At 62.5% G+C, this 19,002-nt stretch carries 19 protein-coding genes; 14 read left to right on the plus strand and 5 right to left on the minus strand.

The genetic code is table 11. From position 1 onward, the window contains the following. The first annotated feature begins 73 nt into the window (after positions 1–73). From NKJ94_RS07985 to NKJ94_RS08045, 13 genes are all read left to right on the plus strand, one after another. Positions 74–979, plus strand: coding sequence for a hypothetical protein (locus tag NKJ94_RS07985; RefSeq protein ID WP_352524127.1), 906 nt, complete (start codon positions 74–76; stop codon positions 977–979). A 32-nt stretch (positions 980–1,011) separates the two neighbouring features. Further along, on the plus strand, positions 1,012–2,001 hold the full coding sequence (locus NKJ94_RS07990) for a Coat protein (protein ID WP_352524128.1): 990 nt from the start codon (positions 1,012–1,014) through the stop codon (positions 1,999–2,001). A gap of 212 nt (positions 2,002–2,213) precedes the next feature. Then, a complete protein-coding gene (locus tag NKJ94_RS07995; RefSeq protein ID WP_352524130.1) occupies positions 2,214–2,465 on the plus strand; it encodes a hypothetical protein in 252 nt (83 codons plus the stop codon). A gap of 291 nt (positions 2,466–2,756) precedes the next feature. Continuing rightward, a complete protein-coding gene (locus NKJ94_RS08000; RefSeq protein WP_352524131.1) occupies positions 2,757–3,359 on the plus strand; it encodes a phage connector family protein in 603 nt (200 codons plus the stop codon). Positions 3,360–3,459: 100 nt separating this feature from the next. After that, positions 3,460–5,811 carry a phage tail protein gene (locus NKJ94_RS08005; RefSeq protein ID WP_352524132.1) on the plus strand — a complete coding sequence of 784 codons (2,352 nt, stop codon included), beginning with the start codon at positions 3,460–3,462 and terminating at the stop codon, positions 5,809–5,811. Between the two features lie 232 nt (positions 5,812–6,043). After that, positions 6,044–6,715, plus strand: coding sequence for a hypothetical protein (locus NKJ94_RS08010; RefSeq protein WP_352524133.1), 672 nt, complete (start codon positions 6,044–6,046; stop codon positions 6,713–6,715). 2 nt (positions 6,716–6,717) lie between these two features. After that, positions 6,718–7,209: a hypothetical protein gene (locus NKJ94_RS08015; RefSeq protein WP_352524134.1), complete on the plus strand. Its 492-nt coding sequence runs from the start codon at positions 6,718–6,720 to the stop codon at positions 7,207–7,209. Between the two features lie 78 nt (positions 7,210–7,287). Next, complete coding sequence (locus tag NKJ94_RS08020) at positions 7,288–9,768, plus strand: hypothetical protein (protein ID WP_352524135.1); 2,481 nt, start codon at positions 7,288–7,290, stop codon at positions 9,766–9,768. 77 nt (positions 9,769–9,845) lie between these two features. After that, positions 9,846–10,331, plus strand: coding sequence for a hypothetical protein (locus NKJ94_RS08025; protein WP_352524136.1), 486 nt, complete (start codon positions 9,846–9,848; stop codon positions 10,329–10,331). Between the two features lie 835 nt (positions 10,332–11,166). Further along, positions 11,167–11,517 carry a hypothetical protein gene (locus NKJ94_RS08030; protein WP_352524138.1) on the plus strand — a complete coding sequence of 117 codons (351 nt, stop codon included), beginning with the start codon at positions 11,167–11,169 and terminating at the stop codon, positions 11,515–11,517. 167 nt (positions 11,518–11,684) lie between these two features. Beyond that, positions 11,685–14,888 (plus strand): SGNH/GDSL hydrolase family protein, encoded by a 3,204-nt coding sequence (locus tag NKJ94_RS08035; RefSeq protein ID WP_352524139.1) that lies wholly within the window; start codon positions 11,685–11,687, stop codon positions 14,886–14,888. A gap of 4 nt (positions 14,889–14,892) precedes the next feature. After that, complete coding sequence (locus tag NKJ94_RS08040) at positions 14,893–15,075, plus strand: hypothetical protein (RefSeq protein ID WP_352524140.1); 183 nt, start codon at positions 14,893–14,895, stop codon at positions 15,073–15,075. Positions 15,076–15,147: 72 nt separating this feature from the next. Then, positions 15,148–15,861 carry a class I SAM-dependent methyltransferase gene (locus NKJ94_RS08045; RefSeq protein WP_352524142.1) on the plus strand — a complete coding sequence of 238 codons (714 nt, stop codon included), beginning with the start codon at positions 15,148–15,150 and terminating at the stop codon, positions 15,859–15,861. Here the strand turns inward: NKJ94_RS08045 and NKJ94_RS08050 are convergent. The 5 genes from NKJ94_RS08050 to NKJ94_RS08070 all read right to left on the minus strand — a co-directional run bounded on the left by NKJ94_RS08050 (position 15,850) and on the right by NKJ94_RS08070 (position 18,055). Beyond that, the gene (locus NKJ94_RS08050; RefSeq protein WP_352524143.1) at positions 15,850–16,551 is read right to left on the minus strand and encodes an acyltransferase; all 702 of its coding nucleotides are present in this window, start codon (positions 16,549–16,551) and stop codon (positions 15,850–15,852) included. The genes NKJ94_RS08045 and NKJ94_RS08050 overlap by 12 nt on opposite strands. Positions 16,552–16,872: 321 nt before the next feature. Continuing rightward, positions 16,873–17,040 carry a hypothetical protein gene (locus NKJ94_RS08055; protein WP_352524144.1) on the minus strand — a complete coding sequence of 56 codons (168 nt, stop codon included), beginning with the start codon at positions 17,038–17,040 and terminating at the stop codon, positions 16,873–16,875. Between the two features lie 158 nt (positions 17,041–17,198). Next, the gene (locus tag NKJ94_RS08060; protein WP_352524145.1) at positions 17,199–17,426 is read right to left on the minus strand and encodes a hypothetical protein; all 228 of its coding nucleotides are present in this window, start codon (positions 17,424–17,426) and stop codon (positions 17,199–17,201) included. 120 nt (positions 17,427–17,546) lie between these two features. Continuing rightward, positions 17,547–17,696 carry a hypothetical protein gene (locus tag NKJ94_RS08065; RefSeq protein ID WP_352524146.1) on the minus strand — a complete coding sequence of 50 codons (150 nt, stop codon included), beginning with the start codon at positions 17,694–17,696 and terminating at the stop codon, positions 17,547–17,549. 173 nt (positions 17,697–17,869) lie between these two features. Further along, entirely contained in the window at positions 17,870–18,055 is a 186-nt protein-coding gene (locus tag NKJ94_RS08070; RefSeq protein ID WP_352524147.1) for a hypothetical protein, read from the minus strand. A 157-nt stretch (positions 18,056–18,212) separates the two neighbouring features. Between NKJ94_RS08070 and NKJ94_RS08075 the strand changes: the two genes are divergently transcribed. Further along, positions 18,213–19,001, plus strand: coding sequence for an N-acetylmuramidase family protein (locus NKJ94_RS08075; protein WP_352524148.1), 789 nt, complete (start codon positions 18,213–18,215; stop codon positions 18,999–19,001). Position 19,002 lies beyond the last annotated feature (1 nt).

Raw genomic sequence — 19,002 nt, forward strand, 5'->3', positions numbered from 1 at the left:
CTCCGGACTGGCAAGCTTCAAGCAGGCTGAACCGGCCGGCACCTTATTGAAACCCAAGCAAAGGAATCTTCTCATGACAGATCTGGCAGCCGGGTCCGTGGTGGCGGCGCCACCGGCGGGCAACCTTGCACGGCCACCGGCCAACGGGGACAATGGGTCCGCCCCGCCTACGGCCAAAAGTTGGTTTGACGGTCTTTCCGAAGGCAACCGCAAGCTCGCTGAAACCAAGGGCTGGACCAAGCCTGAAAGCCTCGATCGGGTTTTCACCTCTTATGCGGAGCTGGAGCGGCAGCAGGGTGAGAGCCTGCGCGTTCCCGCCGCGGATGCATCTCGGGAAGACTGGGACAGGTTCCATGCCCGCTTGCCCGAGGCGATGCGTCCGCTCACATCGCCCGACAAGGTCGAGTACCGGCGCCCCGACGGGCTCCCCGAAGACTTCGCGTATTCGGACGAGCTCGCCAATGCCTCCAAGGCCTGGGCGGTCGAAGCCGGCGCCACGCCGAAGGTCGCGCAGGCCTATCACGACCGCTTCGTCGGCTATATGGCCGAGCAGGCCAAGGCGCAGCAAATCGCCCTTGCCCGCTCGGTCGAGACCACCCACGACGATCTCGTGCGCGATTGGGGACCGACCGACAGCGCTGGCTTTCGCCAGAAGCTCGAGGTCGCGAACCGGGCGATGAAGAAGCTCGGCCTGGTCAATGCCTACAAGGCGAAGGGTATCCTTCTGCCGGATGGCGCCTTGACCGACCCGCAGATCGCCAAGGCGTTCCACGCCATCGGCGAGGCGATGTTCCGCGAAGATACGATCGACGGCGGCGCGACCTTGAGTGGAGGCAATCCCTTCAAGCGCAATGCCGCCGGCGAGCGCAACCTGACTGATATCTCAGCCCTCGTCAAAAGCGACCCCGCCCGCGCCCGGCGGCTGGCACGCGAGGCCGGCGAAAACCCCGATCTGTGGATGCCCAATAATCCTCGTTAGCCGCAGCACACCAACCCCAAAGGAAGACAAAAATGGCAGACGCCTATACCCGTATCGCGGACGCGATCGTTCCGTCCGTCTATGCGCAATATTCGTTCGAGGAGCACGTCCAGTCGCTCGACATCTACCAGGCCGGGATCCTGTTTTCCGACCCGGCCATCGCCTCGAAGCTTTCCATGGGCGGGCGTTCCGTCGACATGCCCGGCTGGAAGGACCTCGGCAATGATCCGTCAGAGCCGGTCAATGACGATCCCGCGGACTCGATCGAGATGAAGAAGATCGGCGCGCGCCGCGAAGTCGCTGCCCGCAATGTCCGCGCCCAGGCGTGGGGCATTCCCGACCTGACCTCGATCCTGGCCGGCGACGACCCGCAGAAGCTGATCGTGCGCCGCCAGACCGACTACTGGCAGCGCGCCAACAAGCTGACCCTGCTCGGCATCCTGAAAGGGGTGCTGGCCGACAACATCGCCAATGACGGCGGCGACCTGGTGCGCGTCACCGGTGCCTCCATCGTCGACACCGATATCATCGAAGCCGCCTATCTGATGGGCGACCGTGCCGACAAGTTCAAGACGATCTGGATGCACTCCAAGCAGATGAAGGCGCTGAAACTCGCCGACCTCATCGACTATGTGCCGTCGTCCGAGCAGGGCGGGCCGCTGATCCCCTATTACATGGGGCTCAGGGCCGTCGTCGACGACGACATTCCGGTTGCCGCGGGCGTCTACACCTCGTTCATGTTCAAGGACAAGGCGATCCTGTGGAACGAGCTGCCGGTCAACACCGAAGGCGGGCCGCTCGAGTTCGACCGCAAGCCGCGGCAGGGCCATGGCGGTGGCGTCACCGAAATGGTCGGCCGCCGGCATTTCGTGCCGCATGTGCCGGGCACCCGCTTCCTCGATGCGGCTTCGGCCGGCGAATTCGCCACCGATGCCGAGCTGGCGCTGGCGGCGAACTGGGACCGCACGGCGTCGAGCGTCAAGCACATGACGTTCATCGCCCTGAAGACGACCGAGGCCTGATCGGGCCGGAAGGGGCGGGCATCAGACGTCCCGCCTCTTCTGGACGGCAGGTCGGCGAATGTGGCGAATCCCAAGTTCATCCGCTGCGCTGCACCTGAGTGATACGAATTTTGGGGTCCACCACATTATTCGTGTTGCCCTTCGGTCAATCGACGGCACCAAACAGTTACAAGAAAGGGCGATGCTGCCTTGTCTTGGCAGGGGAGGTAATCATGAACATGAAGTACAAAACAGTTCAGGAAGTGCTCCGAAAAGCGGGCATTGTCATGAGCAAGAAGGGGGAAGTTCATCGCATAAACTTCTTCAGCGGTCTGGAAGACACCGCCTACTACACGCCAAGTCTTCAGGATGCCCTGGACAGGGGCTTGGCTTTGGCGGGAGGTGCCGGAAGGATGAAATTAAGCGCCTTTGTCAAGTCAGCCGAAACAGGGCAGAGGATCTCGACCGGCGCAGGCATCGGCTGACATTGCCGGAATCCAGGCAAGACATCGCCGCGTTGCGCGGCGGTGTCGTGAAACTGCAATAGCCAAAGCATCACCGTCTCCTTTGCTCGAAGGTATAAAAGACGGATCACGCAGCGCGTGCCACCGTTTCCTGACGGGTTGGCATCGTGACGGCGCCACGCACGAGACGTGCGACGTTCCGCCCAAGCCACAAATCACAAAAAATCCCCAGCCGCTTCGAAGCGGCTTTTTGCCATGGAGGCACCATGCCTTGTTCTGCCCGATCCACCATGCTGACGGAGGCCTGACGCCATGGCCATCACCCCGCTCGACATCGCCAACATGGCGCTAGCGGTACTCGATGAGGCGCCGATCGACAGCCTCGACCAGGACGGCAAGGCGGCGCGCCTGCTCAATCTGCACTTCGACCTGACGCGGGAAGCCGAACTGACCAAGCATGCCTTCGTCTTCGCCATCCTGACGGCCTCGGTCGCAGGGTTCGATACCGGCAGCAGCGCTGGCACGCTGAACGTCGCCTACGAGCTTCCCGCCGACTGCCTGCGGCCGTTGCCGCTGACCCTCAATGGCGACCCGGACGGCGTGCAGCTCTCGTGGCGGCAGGAGGCCGGGCTGATCTATTCCGATCAGGCCGGGCCGCGCGTCATCCGCTATGTCGCCAATCTTACGGACCCCAACGACTGGGACGCGCTGTTCAGCGAAGTGCTGGTTGCAGCGCTCGCCGTCAAGATCGCGCATCCCTTGACCCACAAGGCCGGCATGATCGAGGTCGCCCGCAACGCCTATGACAGGGCGCTGGATGCAGCCTATTCGGCCAATGCCATCCAGCGCGGCGGCAGATTTTCCACGATGTCCTGGGCTTTCCAGCGCGGCGACAACAGGTTCGTCGGCCGATGACCACGCTCTATCCGGTCCAGGACGCTTTCATCCGCGGCGAGATTTCTCCCCGCTTGCATGCTCGCGCCTCGCTCGATCTTTACCGGGCGGCGCTGTCGAAATGCACCAATTTCGTCACGCTGCCGCATGGCGGCATCAGGAAGCGCGGCGGCACCTATTTTTGCGCGGAGGTGAAGGCTCCGTCAAAGGCGACACGGCTGATCCGTTCATCTTCTCGGCCGACCAGGCCTATGCGCTCGAATTCGGCGATCTCTACATCCGCGTCTATGCCTATGGCGCCCGTGTCGGCACGGTCGAAGTCGTTTCGCCTTATCTCGAGGCCGATCTCTTCGACCTGCAATTCGTCCAGTCGGCAGACCAGATGTGGATCACCCACAAGGCTCATCCGGTCAAAGTGCTGACGCGCACCGCCCACACGACTTGGACGCTCGCCGATTTCGTCTTTCTCGACGGCCCATACGACAAGATCAACACCACCGCCACGACGTTGACACCGGCCGCAACCGGCAACGCCATGCCGGTTATGGCCTCGAATACGCTGCCAAGCGGCACGGTCAGCAACAGCAACGGCTCATCCGACGTGTGGCAGGTTTTCGACGGCGATAAGCAGAAGGGGGAGAACATAGCGGGATTTCCGAGCGGGTATCTGCGCTACCAGTTCGGCGGCGGCGGGGCCAAGGCAGTCGACGCCTACTGGATTACCGCGACGAATGATCACTCAGACACTGCATCGCCAACCCAGTGGCAATTCCAGGCCTCGCACAACGGCACCGACTGGACGACGCTCGACAGCCGGGACGGAGAGACCGGCTGGTCCAAGTCGGAAACCCGCTTCTTCGACGGCTTCAACAACACGGTTGCCTACGAATATTATCAGCTGCTGTTTTCAGGTGGCGGCAGCGACGGAACCGCTATCGCCGAACTGGCCCTGCACGAATACGCGCCGTCGCAAACGCCATTTGATCTCTCGGCCTCCTCGATCGTCGGCATCAACGACGGTACTGGCTTCCAGACCAGCGATGTCGGCCGCGCCATTCGGCTGCTTGGCGCGGATGGCTTCTGGCGCTGGGCCAAGGTCATTGCCCGGACCAGCACGACGGTGGTCACGATCCAGTTGTACGGGCACGCTCTGCCCGATCTTAGCCCGATCACCCGCTGGCGTCTCGGCACGTTCGTGCCCGGCAAGTACGTCCAGAGCGGTTCGCTTTACGAGGAGCGTCTGGCGTTCAGCCGAAAATTCTCGGTCTATGCCTCGCAAACCGGCGATTTCGACAACTTCGCCACCGGCGAGAAAGACACCGACGCGCTGGAGTTCGTGCAGGCAGGTGGCGGTCAGGCCAATGATATTACGTGGGTGGCGGAATCGGACGGTGCGTTGATCATCGGAACGCTTGGCGGTGTGAGGGCGCTGTCGGGCTCCGGCATCGACGAGGCGCTGACGCCGTCCTCGTTCAAGAACCGCCGGTCGCGGACTTTCGGCTGTGCCCCGCTGCGTCCTGTCGATGCGGGGCAGTCGTTCCTCTATGTGACCCGCTCCCGGAAATCGATCGCCGAGCTGACGCAAAACGCCACCGGCCGCTTCACCTCCGACGATGTCGGTCAGATATCAGAGCACATTGCGAAGAAAGGCGTGATCGAACTCGCCTTCCAGACCGACCCGGACCCGCTGCTCTGGTTCCCGCTCGGGGATGGAGAACTCGGCGGCTACACCCATCAGCCGTCGCAAGACGTTCGCGGCATGCACATCCACCAGATCGCCGGAAGCTTTGCCGGATCGGGCTGGGCCATTGTCGAGAGTGCCGTGGTAACGCCCGGCCAGGGCGGCAACGACGATCTCTGGCTGATCGTCAAGCGTACGATCGGCGGCGCGACCAGGCGCTATATCGAGATCAAGACGGTGCCATTCGAGTATGGCGCGGTCGAGGACGCATTCGAGATCGACTGCGGGCTGACCTATTCGGGCGCCGCCGTCAACGTCGTCTCCGGCCTCGATCATCTCGAAGACCAGCCGGTCGACGTGCTGGCCGGCGGCAAGGTCTATAAAGGGCTTACGGTTGCTTCCGGCCAGGTGATGCTGCCCGGTGGCGCCACCGCCGCCAAATGGCAGGTCGGGCTCGCCTACCAGTCCGAAGCCAACACGCTGGAGCTCGACGTCGGCGGCCGCGATGGTTCGATTGTCGGCCGCCGCAAGAAGGTCGCCAAGGTCATTCTATCGCTGCTGGAAACCGACACCACCGGGCTCCAGGTCCAGTCGTTCATCCGCGGCCGCTGGGAGCAGGTTCGCGTCCCGTCCGTGGTTGCTCCCGACGGCATGGCGACATTGTTCACCGGCAATGTCGAGGTGCCAATCGACGATTCGTGGGAAGGGCAGGGCAGGGTGAAGATCCGCCACACCAATCCGACGCCGTGCACGATCAGGGCGATGACGCCGGTGTTCGATGCCGAGCCTTAGCTGAAACTGCCAATCTTTCCCCCTTGAGGGGGAGATGTCGCCGAAGGCGACAGAGGGGGTCGGTTCGTCCTGACGCGGCCTCCTATCGCCTCCATCGCGGGCGAGAACGCCGGCGCTCCACGCGAGGCGACCCCCTCTGGCCTGCCCTCTTTGCCACAGCTCGGCATCCCCCTCGAGGGGGGAGATTACCCGCTCCGTCCTCCATCGCCTCCCCAACAAAGGAACTCATCCCGTGACCCAAATCCCCCATGCCGAGCAACTCGGCAGGGCGCCGACGGCTGCCCATTTCGCCGCCGTCATCGCCTTGCTCGACACCGACCTCAACGAGGCGATCGCCCGCAAGCAGGAGCTGCAACAGGCCGAGGATCGCGCGATCTTCGGCGAGGGCGACCTGGCGGCGGCGCGTGCCGCATTAGACGACTGCAACGCTGCAATTGCGCTCGTCGAGAAAGCCATCGAGGACGCGGAAAAACGTCGCGTCGACGCCCCCTTGGACGAACCCCCCGCCGAACCGCGCGCCGATACGCCCGCGCCCGGCGACGAGGTCAGGACAAAGGCCGAGGCTCTCGGCGAGCGCTGGCGCATGGTCCACTGGCTGATCGAACAGCTGCGCCAGGAACTGTTCGCGGCCGATGCCTTGAACCGCGCCATCACCACCGCCAACGGCCTGTTCGACACCGACGGCGGTGCTGACTTCAAAGTCAACCTGACCACCATCCGCCGCGCCGCCATGGCCGGCGCGCGGGCCGCCGCGCCATCCCGTCTCAGCCGCCCGGCGATCCAGGCCGACAGGCTGCTTTTGTCCTTCCTCAGCCCAGGCGGCGTGCTCGACCGGCGCCCTGCGATCGGCGCACCGGTCGAAGGCATCAAAAGCAAATTCATTCCCGCCGGCGAACGAGGCTGACCATGTGCACACTAGCTCTTATCGGCACGGCCCTTTCCGTCGGCGGCGCGCTGGCGGAAGGCCAGCAGTCCAAGCAAATGGCCGACTACCAGGCCAAAGCCTATGAACAGCAGGCGCGGGCCGACGCCCAAAGCTCGGCCTTCGAGCAGGGCCAGGAGCGCCACAAGCAGGACCTGCTGCAGGCGCAGGCGCGTGCCCAGGCTGGCGCTTCGGGCGTTGGCATATCAGGCTCGCCGACCGAGGTGCTGGCCGCCAATGCCAGGCAGGGCCAGCTCGACCTCAAGGCGATCCAGTACGGCTCGCAGCTGCGCCAGGACAGTCTCGCCACGCAGGCGGCGATCGCGCGCTTTTCCGGCAAGCAGGCGGTGGGCGCCTCGATCTTCAAGGCCGGCGGCAACCTCGTGTCGGGCCTTTCCGGCCTCTACGACCCGGCCAAGGCGGTGACGTTCGGCAGAAGCGCCTTCCCGCCGGCGCCGGGCGGAGGCCTCTACTGATGGCCACCATCCCCCTCCAGCCTTGCCCAGCGCCGCTTCGATAGCGGCAACGTGGTTTCCTATCCCAACGGCTCGCCGGTGGGCGCCGCCATGCAAGGCTTTGGCGACGAGCTGTCGGCGATAGCCGAACGCTTTCGGCAGCAGAAGCAGCAGCAGGATGCGTTCGACGCCGACATTATCGGCCGCGAGCTCAACGCACGCATCGCCCACGCCGAGGCCGTGGCGGTGCAGACCGCGCCGGCCGACGGCAGCGGCCTGCACGACTTCATGTATGGCCAGCTCGATCCGCGCAGCGATAGCGTCGTCAAGCCCGGCCTGTTCGACCAGATCTTCGACGACACCGCGGCGAAAGTGCCGGAGAGCGAACGCGCCAATTTCCTCGCACAAAAGCAGGCTTTGCGGCTCGCCGGCTCGGCGCGCATGGCCGCGCAGCAGCACGCGCGGCGCCAGAACTATGAGCAGGCCGAGTGGAGTAAGGTCGAGGACGGCTACACAATCGCCATCGCGCAGGGCGACCCGGACGATAGCGGCACGTTCGAGGCGATCAGGCAGAGCGGGCTCGGGCTGATCGGCAAGATGGGCAACCCACTCGCCAGGCAAGCGGCCGAAGCTGCCTGGCGCAGCAACACGGCAAAGGCGCTCGTCCAGGCGATGATCGCGCAAGATCCGAAGCGCGCCGCCGGGATGCTGGGGGGAGGGCCGGTCTCAACGGACGGCAGGACTAAGGACGATACTATCGAGGCTGTGGGCGGACCTCGGGCGAGTGGGTCCAGCGTGCTGGCGACGCGCGAAGCGCCCGCAAGTGGCCTTCCATCCGACAAAACACCTATCCGCACGGGTTCCATGGGGCCTGTCGGAAATACGGCCTGGGCTGCCGCAGGACCCTGGATGGCCGACCTGTCGCCGGACGCGATTCAGGATCTCGGCCGGAAGGCGCAGGTAGCGACTGCCGCAAGCCTGGTCGATGCGCGCACCGACATCGACCTCGCCTTGCAGAACGCCCCGGCTGCCATTGCCAATACCGGCAGCTATTCTGGCAAGACACCGAATGCCGAAGACTTCACTGCCGTCTACGGCGCCGAAGATGGCGGCAAGCGCCTCCAAGCCTTCAACATAACGGCTGATATCGGCCGCGCGGTTTTCGACATGCGACCCGTCCCGAACCGGGCGATACACGCCCAGATTCGGGATTTTGAACCCGGCCCCTACGACTCGCGGGAAGAGCGCGAGCAATACGAGATAAGGGCCGGCGCCGCGCAATTGGTGCTGGGTGCCAGGCGCGCCGATCCCGCCGGTTACGTCGGCCAACTGTTCTCGAACAAGGCTCCGGACTGGAGCAAGGTATCAACTCCGGAGGATCATGAGGCCGCCATCACCTGGGCCATCGCGGCCCAGCAAGAGATGGGTTTTGACAGGATACTGCCGCTGCCCTGGGCCGCAGCTGACCAGCAGGCGGCGAAATACATCGACCAAAGCGTGCCGTTCGAAAAGCGCCTTGCCGAGTTGAGTTCGATTGTCCTGGCGGTTCGCGATCCGGATGCTCGCAAGGCGACAACCCAACAGCTTTCTTTGACGGCGGAAGCCCAGTGGCGAGCCAAGGCCGCCCAAGATCCGAACCTCGCGCCAGAGTTGTTGGAAGCCCAGGTTGCAGTGCTCAAGAACGGGCTGGCGTGGATCGGGGAACATCCGGCCCGAGCCCAGTACAGCACCATGCCGCTGCTGCAGCAATTCGGCTTGGCGTTCTCGGATGTCGGCCGCCTAACAGCCAAGGGCGCGGCTGCCGACGGTGCGGACGCGATCTCCGCCGGGCTGGACTCCGTTTGGTCGAGCGGAAACTACGAGAACCTTCTTGAAGATGAGCAGGCCGAGACAGCGGACGCCGAGGACCGGGCCGGCTCGGCCGGTTGGGCGGCGGAGGCCCTCGGCGCCGGCTTGAGCGGATATGGCCTGGCGAAGGGTCTGTTCGGTTTGCTGGGCCGGGCAAGCGTTGGCGCGGCGGCGGAGAACGGCTTGATCGGTCTTGCTGCCCGAACCGGCGTCGGGGGTGTGGCGGGTGGCACTTATGGCGGGGCATACGCCTACAACACCGGCGGGAGCGTCCCGTGGGGGATTGCCAACGGCGCGCTTTGGGGGGCGGGCGGCAATGTCCTTGCCGAGGGACTCAGTGCAGTTGGCAGCCAGGTGGTGGCAAAGCTCACCGGCCGTACTGCAAATGCTGAATTTGCTGCAGGTCAGGCAGACGAGGCTTCACCGATACCCACGGCTGCCGTCGAAGACCCTGTCGACCTGGCACAAGATGGCGTCAATTCCACAAGAGCTTCATCCGCCGCAGGGAACCTGACACAGGCTGAGATGTACGATCTCAGCCTCGTGCCCACTAAGCGCACTACAACCAATAAGGCGCTGCGCAGGCAATGGGAACTGCTGCACGGACAGCCTTGGCCGAAGGATCCTGCTACGGGCCGGAATATGGATGTGTCTCACGAGAAAGTGCTGGCCGACGGGGGGGGCAGATCACGTATCAAACATCACGCATCGTGCGAGAGCAGATCATATTAAACACCATAGCGATGCAGGAGACTATGCTCGCTGGGCAAGAAGAAGATGGCTCAAGCAAGAAATGAAAGGGAACACAAGTGGTCGAGAGAAATTATAGCGACGTCAAACCCGACTTGACTAGCGTCACCCGCTTGCCGTCGGCTGACAAAAGCACAGGCGATGAAGAGCTTGATGCTGCACGTCTGGAAGCCCGAAAATATCTTGATTTCTATGATTGGGTTTCAGACATCAAGGGGGAGTACCTTGGATACGGTGCCGATGGCATAATCTATATTTTTCTCTTCGAGATTGTTCCGGGCAGGCCAGAAGTTGACCCATGGATATGGGTAATCGTCGGCGATGTGCCCCCGACATATCTGCCGGCTGTAGACGCCAAGACTCCATACGAGGCGCTGGATGGATATATCGGCGCCATGGAAGAGTGGGTCGAAGCTGCGCGACGAGGGGACTCGGTGGCGGATCTAATCCCGGTCAATGTGCCGGCTAGCCCAGCCAACGCCGAAATGTTGGATAGCCGTCTCAAATTCCTCGACGAAAGGGTATTACCAGAACTTCGAGAGTGATCGGTTGCCGCTTGTGGGCAAGCGCCGTCAGTTAAGGACGCTACCCGTGCGGTGATCACCTTCGCCAACCAGGTCTCGAACCCGAGCGGTCACGCATTTCCCAGACGGCCTGGAGGAAAACTCGAACGATGCCAGCCCCGATTTTAGCAGTGTCAAGGCCCTGCCGCCCGGCAATCCTTGTGGCAGTTTCGAGTTCAAGGGCGCCCGTCGTGAGGCTCGCGCATACCTGGAATCCCATAGCTGGGTATCGGCCATCAAGGGCGAATATCCTGGATACTGCATAGATGGCGTCATTTATATCTTTCTCTTTAAATTCATGCCGGCCAAACCGATGTACCGTCATGGACATGGTGATCGTCGGCGACGTGCCCCCAGCCTATGTAACCTGCCACTACGCCAAGACACCCTATGATGCCCTAGACGGCTATATAGGCGCCATGGAAGAGTGGGTCGAAGCCGCGCGAGCGGGAAAAATCAGTCGCGGACATTATCCCGGTCAACGTGCCGGCGACTCCTGCCTACGCCGAAATGTTGGGCGGACGCCTCAAGTTCCGTGACGAGACGTGCTTCCGTTGCTTCCGAGGTGATGTAATGAGCGCTCCGTGGCTCGTCGCTGATGCAGGCCGGCAGCCGGTTCGACCGGATCACGCCGGCGATGGCAACCAGACAGGCAGAGCGTGCCGCGATCGGCCAGCGGCCTGATTGTGGTCACGATGCTGGCTTATGGCGTCGATAACCGCAGAGCGGTCCCAATTGGCGGTGCCTCCAGGATCAGACATCCTGTTTCAGATGAAGGATTGACCCTATCTTGTTGCGCACAGACTCTTTTCCGACCATGGCAAGGATCGTTTTTCTGCTCACCTTGGCCGGTGTTCTCCTGCTCGCGCTTTCGCCAGCGCGATTCCTGCAGGAGTTGGACATGGGCTTCACCTTCCAGCACGACAAACTCAACCACGCCGCGGCGTTCGCGGTGTTGGCGGCACTCGGAAGCCTCGGCTGGCCGGAACACAAGACGAGGCTGGTCGTGCTCCTCGCCATGACCGGCGCGGCGATCGAGCTTCTTCAAGGCGCGCAACTGATAGCGCGCGATATGGATATCCTCGACTGGGTCGCCGACTGCGCCGGCATGGCCTGCGGGCTGGCCGCCATGGGCGGCACAAGAAGGCTCATTGGCGGATTGCTGTAAGCCCCGAATCGCGTTGCTCGCTGTCCGCAAAATGTAAATCGTCCGTGCCGGCTGCGCCAGATAGCGCCGTGTCCGGCCGCGTAGCTTTAAGTCTCCCGCCGCCCCGCACTGAACCCGAAGCCCCTTCCAGCCTCGCTTATGCGGGGCTTTTTTTATGGAGCGACCTCATGTCCCGACCTGCAACTGCCGCCGTTCGTCTCCTGACCGGCGGACGCGAACCCGTGCGCCTCGCAACCACGGCCAACATCCTCCTGCACGGCCTGCAGACGATCGACGCCGTGCCGGCGCAGGCCGGCGACCGCGTGCTGGTCAAGGACCAGGCCGACCCGACGCAGAACGGCATCTACACGGCGAGCGAAGGCGACTGGTTCCGTGCCGCCGACGCCCGCACTACTCGGACCCTGCAGAAGGGCACGACCGTTCACACCCAGATCGGCACCGCCAACGCCGACCGCGTCTTTGAGTTTACGGCCGACGAGCCGGCTATCGGCACCGATGTCATCACGGTCGCCGCCTCCGTTCCGCCCGACATCGCGGACGCGATCGATGAGATCGAAGCGCTGCGCGATGAAACCCAGGCGCTGAAGGATGCCGCCGAGGCCAGCGCCGGCCAGGCATCCGCCAGTGCCGCCGCTTCCGCCGCGAATGCCGGACAAACCACTGCCGACCGGGCTGCTACCAATTCCGATGCCGTCGCAGCCGCGGCGGCAGTCATCAGCGCTCAGGCTGCACGCGACGCTTCGCTCTACGGCAAGGGCATCTTCCCGACGACTGCTGCGGCAATCGGCTTCGGCGTCGTCGGCAATGGCGCGATCACGGCAGGCTCGGGCGGCGCCAACGGCACGTTCGACCTGGCGTTTGCCGGCGGGACCGGTTCGGGTGCTGCCGGCCGCTTCGTGGTGGCGGGCGGAGCGCTGACGCAGATACTGATCACGGTGCCGGGCTCCTACACAGTGGCGCCGACGTTCAGCTTTGCGGCTTCGGCAGGGCTGGCCGGCGCCGCCGCGATGGTGGTGCTGGGCAGGAATGTCGATGTCGGCGAGTACTTCTGGACCACTGTCAGCATCGGCATTATGGGGCTTTACAGCGTCGGGACAGGCCCGATTGCCGTCGATACGGGCATTCGTGCGTCACCGGCGGAAATTGCCCTGATCAGCTCGCGGGTCGTTGGGCCGGTTCCGATCACTGGTTCTGTCGGCGGCACGCTGATTACCAACGACAGCGTCTATTTCTGGCCTGGATCGGTGTCGGCGGCCGATGAATATCTGTCGACCTTGGAGCTTGGATTTGGCGCCGTGCCGGGGACAGCCCATATTGTCTTCGCCCACCTCGAGGGCGACGGGACGCTTAGCCTGGTTTCCGAGCAAACGATATCCGTTCCAGCCGGCCCGTCGTCAGTTGTTTCGGGGCTCGCGATCCTGAAGCCGGCCGGCAGCGTCATGGGCGTCCAGCGCACTGGTGCTGGCAGCTGGTACTATACTGCCGGGGCAATTCCGAACGGTGAAGTCGAGTGGTTCACAGCGGCGGTTCCGACCTCGCATACTGCCAAGACCATAGGCGCGGTAAATGGTCCACAATGGAACGCAACCTTTAGCGGTGAAGTTGCCGTCAAAGCGCGCGCAGCCTATACCACGGCAAACGGTCTCGTTTCCGCTGTCGGGCTTAGTCAGGAAATCGGGTGGCCGGCGCTGGTCAATACGGGGCCGGACGTTCCGGGCAGCTACAGCGCCATCATGCAGACGCCAGCGCCGGCCGATGGGTACATTACCGCAGTCGACGTCGGCGCGGGCGCTGCCGCCGGTCAAGCATTCATCCACGTCGTCGATTACCTCGGCGGGTTGGTCGTCAACGTCCTAAGCACCTATGCTGTGACGTTGATCAACGGCGTCGCTCATATCCCGCTGGGTATCCCGATCCCCGCCGGCAAGTATCCGGCAATCAGCGGCGGCGCCTACAAGTTTCAAAACAGCGTCAACCCGCAAGGCATTCCGGCATGGATCAAGGCAGGCGCGCTGTCGAATGGCGCGACCGTAGCATCGTCCGCCCAGCATCGATATGAGGTTCGCTTTACGATCAAGACCGGTCTGCTCGCCGATGCCGACCGGGCCTTGGCCGGCGGCGCTAGCAATACCGGCATGAACCTGCTGGCTGGCGCCGATACGAACGGCGTCGTTGACGCGACCGCGCTGTTTGCGTCGGCGGCTGCCGCTCATCCCAATCCCTATGTGCCGCCCGGAAGCTTTGCCCTGACGGCCATTCCTGCATCTGGCGACGGCTTCTGGGGGCCGGGCAAGCCGGTGGTCGGCGGCAAGCGCTTCTTCATTCCGCGCCGGCCATCTTTGCAAAATCTGTATGACGGCTTCCGCGCGAAAATGGCTGAGCATATCGCCAACAACGACGTGCTTTGCCTGATCGCCGATAGCATCGGCCATTGGGCGCTTGCCAGCGATGGGGCGAAACACTGGTTCCACCTGGTCACCAGTTTCGCCAATCTCGGCATTGCGGCTGACGAGCCGGGCATGACTGCTTTGCGGCCAAGCTCTACCTATGTTCCGACCTTCTATGGCGTGACAGTCGCCGGCAGCGTGTCGACAGGATCGCGCGGGCCGATCGGCGAGAGCATCATCTTGGCGGCAGGCGCGTCTGTGGCGTTCACCGGCGCCTATGAACAGGTCGACGTGCACTATACACAGGACGCCGGCCAAGGCTCCCTTGCCTTTGCGTTCAATGGCGGTGCTGCCTACAAGACCGTCAATTGCGCCGGGGCACTCCTGCTGGATCAATATTCTGGGCCGTCCCTGACCGGGCAAGCGGCAAGCGGCAATTACACGCTTACGGCAGTCGGCGGTCCTGTCGAAATTACCGGGCTTATCCGGCTTGGCCTCAAGGCGGCCGGCTCGCGTCCGCGCCTGCGCACCTTGCGCGCGGCACACGGCAGCTATGCCTTCTCGTCGTTCAACACCGCGCGTCTTACGTCGGCCGCCGCTCAATGCGGGTATGCCGGCGGCAAGATCGTGCCGGTTCTGGCGCTCGGCATCAACGACAGCTTTGGCACGCCACCGGCCACGATATCGGCAAACATCGCAACAATCATCAACACGCTGGAGGCGGCAGCTGCACCGCGTATCATTGTGATGCCGCCGACGCGGCCGTCAGCCGCATGGGATGCAAGCTACACGGGCGGTCGGACCTATGATGCCGCCCTTGGCGCAATCCGTCAGACCTATCGATCGCGCAATGTGCTGACCATCCCGATCGACGGCTTCGACTACATCAATTCGGGAAACTATCAAGAGGGCTTGCATTTCAACGATGCCGGCCATGACGGCAATGCGCTGCGCTTCATCGAACAAGTCGCGGAAAGGGGATAAAGCAATGGCATTCGCTATTCAGCATAAGGGCGAAATCGTCACCGAGCTCGAGGAGGGCGAGGAATGGCTGGTGGTGGGCGCGATGATTATGGTCGCGAAGCCAAGCGATCCGACGCACGGCCGGGAAATCCCGGCGCCTGACGGAGATGTCGAGGGTCTCGTTGCAGTCTGGCTGGGCGGCGCCTAGTCCGCACTAGACGCCATTCGCGGGCAATGGCAGCATTACGTCGGCGGGGGCGCGTCCTTGGAGGATTGTTCCATGGCTCATGCCGGCAGCATTATCGCGATTTATGACGACTACTACGCCGATGGAAAAGTAGCCGCAAAACGGGAAATCGCATCAAATCAGTCGATCGGGCACATCGAAGCGATCGTTCACGGGCAGTCCTTCGACAAGATACTCGACATCGGCGCCGGTGAAGGTGCGGTGCTGGACAAGTTGAGCAAGAAGGGCCTCGGGAAGACCCTTGGCGCCGTCGAGATATCGACCAGCGGCGTCGAGGCGATCAAGGCCAGAAAAATAATCAACCTGGCCAGCCTCGACATCTTCGACGGCTATCACATCCCCCATCCCGACAAGTCGTTTGATCTAGGTCTTGCCATTCACGTCGTCGAGCATGTCGAGCACGAGCGGATGTTCTTGGCAGAGGCGGCAAGGGTCTGCAAGAAGCTCTATGTCGAAGTGCCTTTGGAGCATACGCGAGATCTCAGCAAAGCCATTCGGATGTCGGGTCCGTATGGGCATATCAACTTCTACACGACCCAGACGTTTGAAAACCTGCTCACAACGTCTGGGCTAAAGGTCGAACGACTAAAGGTCTTTGTTCACGACCTCGCCTATGAACAGCATCTGGCTGGCACGACAAAAGGATGGGTGAAACACAGGCTGCGGACCGAATTTCTCAGGTTCGCACCCAACATGGCGATGCGCTGGATGGCCTACATGGCCGGAGCTCTGTGCTCAAATCGCTGATGTGGTAGCAGCGCCACCGATCTGCTTTGCAGGATTACCGCCGACCATACTAAAGGGCGGCACGTCTTTTGTGACGACAGACCCCGCACCAACGACCGATCCCTTGCCGATCGTTACGCCCTTAAGAATGATGACGTTGAAGCCGATAAAGACGCTGTCTTCAATCTTGACTGGCGCGATGGTGATCTTTGACCAGTTCTTTTTTCCCTGATGCCAGTCGGCGACATCTTCCTTGCGGTCTTGCCAACCTGTCGCGTGTGAGTTGTGATCGACCACTGTGGTGCCCCAACTTATGATCACGTCATCGCCGATTTCGATCCTCTCAGCCGCGACGAGGTGGCTCTTGCCGATATAGGATCTTTTTCCAACGGTGATCTTTGCATCGGCGCGATCGAAGGAAAAGACGCCGTTGATGATGCATTCTTCGCCGATCGCATGCTTGCCCCGTCGCAAACTGCGGACGCTCCGCAAACTTAGCTTTGTTGCGGGGCCGGAGTTGATGCCGGCTAGGCGGTAGAGGAATGGTGGAACGAATGGCATATCAGTTACAGCCGAAGCGCGATTTTCGCGCCCTCTCAGCGAAAAGCTGCGATCGCTCGAAGAATCTGAAATGCTTCCAATGTTGGTGTTCAGATACCCCTTCCAAGAATGCCCGCGCCGCGTCTTCGAGGTCCGTATCAATAATTGCACGTGGGATTAGTGGCTCGTCGGCGAACTGAACCGACAACCGAAATTGGCTGTTCGCAATAGACAGGTCCGCCTCCATCATCCATGCGTCTCCTTACGGCCTAGCTATTGCGACAAGCGGCGGCGGTTTGCAAGCTTGTGAGACGACCGCGTCCGCCAGTCTAGACGCCGTTTGAAAATCGCCGAAAGGCGGTAGAAGAATCGGGAGCCGCTCGAGCGCACCAACATGGCACGGCAACTCGACCAGAAATCCTTGGGGAGACAGTATTTCGGCTAGGGTTCATCGCTGACGCGGACCCAGATCCGCCGGCGCAGCGGCTACCGTCAGCTGTCCTGCGGCTTCTGGTGCGGGTCCTGGCTTTTCGACCACCAGACAAAATACAGCGAGCCCATCCTCATCACAGGCACGCGGCGGTCGCGTTCGCGGGTTCGCAATTCGCGATAGGTCTTCAATTTCAAGGTGCCGCCCGGCAACTTGATACGCACCGTCATCGGTCCAACTCCCGTTGTGCAGCGCAGCAATGATGTGCAATGCGGTAATAGAGACCGTCCGTTACGGAAGAGTCAACAGCGGCTTCATCAACTTTTCTTGGGCCGGAAGGCAGAGCCTGGTGGGGAGGCGCCTCGCCAGGCCGCGAGCGTCAGGTGGGTCAGCCCAGCGGCTGATCATTGACGGCGCTTTGCCGGTTCGACCACCAGGTGAAATAAACCCGGCCGATCTTGACGACGGGGATGCGGCGGGCGCGCTCGCGGTCGCGCAATTCGCGGTACACCTTCACCTTCAGCGTGCCGCCAGGCATCCTGATACGCACCGCCATCGATTCCGCCGCCCCATTGTGCAATGCAGCACCAGAGACCTTCCGTGGCGGAAGAGTCAATGCCTGCCTCCTGACTATTTCTGGGACTAGTTGAGCGGCCGTCGGAGGTTGGGCGCGCAAGGCGGTTCCTGATCCCGCACGGAGGCGTCAGTGCCCAGCCGAGATCGTCGGATGCGCGGGTTATTTCTTGGGCGAGGATTTTTTGGGCGAGGATGGGCGATCGGACATGCCGCTCGGCCACCAGATGACGAAGTAATTGCCGACCTGCCAAACCGGTACCTCGCCCTTCTGCTCGCGGCGCCGCAGCTCTTCCCTTTTCTTGATCTTCAAGGTCCCGCCCGGAAGCCTGATTCTTATCGTCACGTGTCCTCCCGTACCCCCTAAAGCTACGAACGATAGACGGGAACAGTTTCATCCCGGCTAAGCAATTTCGTCCAGGTCAAGCAATTTCGGGGCCGATAGACGCGGCGCGGCGGAACGGAGCGAGATCGCCGGAACCGGCTTCATTTGAAGAAATCTGCAATGCCGTTGATGGCCAGCACCGCGTAGACGATCGGTCCGGCGATAAACGCACAATAGAGGCAGAGGATCGCCGCCAGCACCAGCAGCAGCGGCTTGTCGCGGCCGACCGCGCGGAGTTCGGATTTCACCGTCCAGCGCGCCGCAGCCGATTGTTCATCTTCAGACATGTTCACCATCCCGCGCCCATTTCACACGGCGGGTCGAAAACATCAACCTTGCTTGCTGCCGCAACATCGGCACGCGCTGCCGCCCAATTCTACTTTGCCGCGACGCATCTGTTTTTCAACCTCAAAACCCTGCCCACAAGGGCGGAAAGGACTGCCCATGGAAATGACGTTCAAGGGCGCCGCCAGGCGCCTCGACGATATAGATTTGCCGAAACTCGGCGCCCGGATCGGCGTCGGCGAAGACGAGATGCACGCGTTCCTCGATGTTGAAACCAGCGGGCACGGCTTCGACGCCGTTGGCCGGCCGGTCATCCTGTTCGAACCGCATGTCTTCTACCGCAATCTGTCGGGCGCCAAGCGGGCGCAAGCGGCAGCCGCTGGCCTGGCCTATCCGAAGTGGGGCGAGAAGCCCTATCCCAGGGATAGCTACCCACGGCTCAAGGCAGCTTGTGCGATCGACGAAACCGCGGCGCTCAAATCCGCTTCGTGGGGACTGGGCCAGGTTCTCGGCGAGAATTTCAAGGCGACCGGCTTTCTTACCGTGCAGGCGATGGTCGAGGCGATGATGGCGGACGAGGCGCTGCAGCTCAGCGCGGCGATCGATTTCATCGTCGAGAAGCGGCTCGACGACAATCTGCGCAATCATGACTGGGCGGGATTCGCCAAGGGTTACAACGGCGCCGGCTATCGTAAGAACGCCTACGATACCAGGCTTGCCGAGGCCTATCGCAAATGGTCGCGCATCAAGGACACGCGCTGGCCGTCTGCCGGTCCGGTGTCATCGGTGGTTGTCCTTCGGCCTGCAGCTCCGCCAGAGCCCGCGAAGCCAATTGCCGTTCCACAGCCGCCCGCCACGCCCTCTGCCGCGCCTCCCGTACCTGTCGGCAAGCCCGGCTTCTGGGCAGCACTGATCACAGCCATCCTGAAACTATTCGGAAGGAAATGAC

The sequence above is a fragment of the Mesorhizobium sp. M0060 genome (assembly GCF_040323155.1).
Lineage (GTDB): Bacteria > Pseudomonadota > Alphaproteobacteria > Rhizobiales > Rhizobiaceae > Mesorhizobium.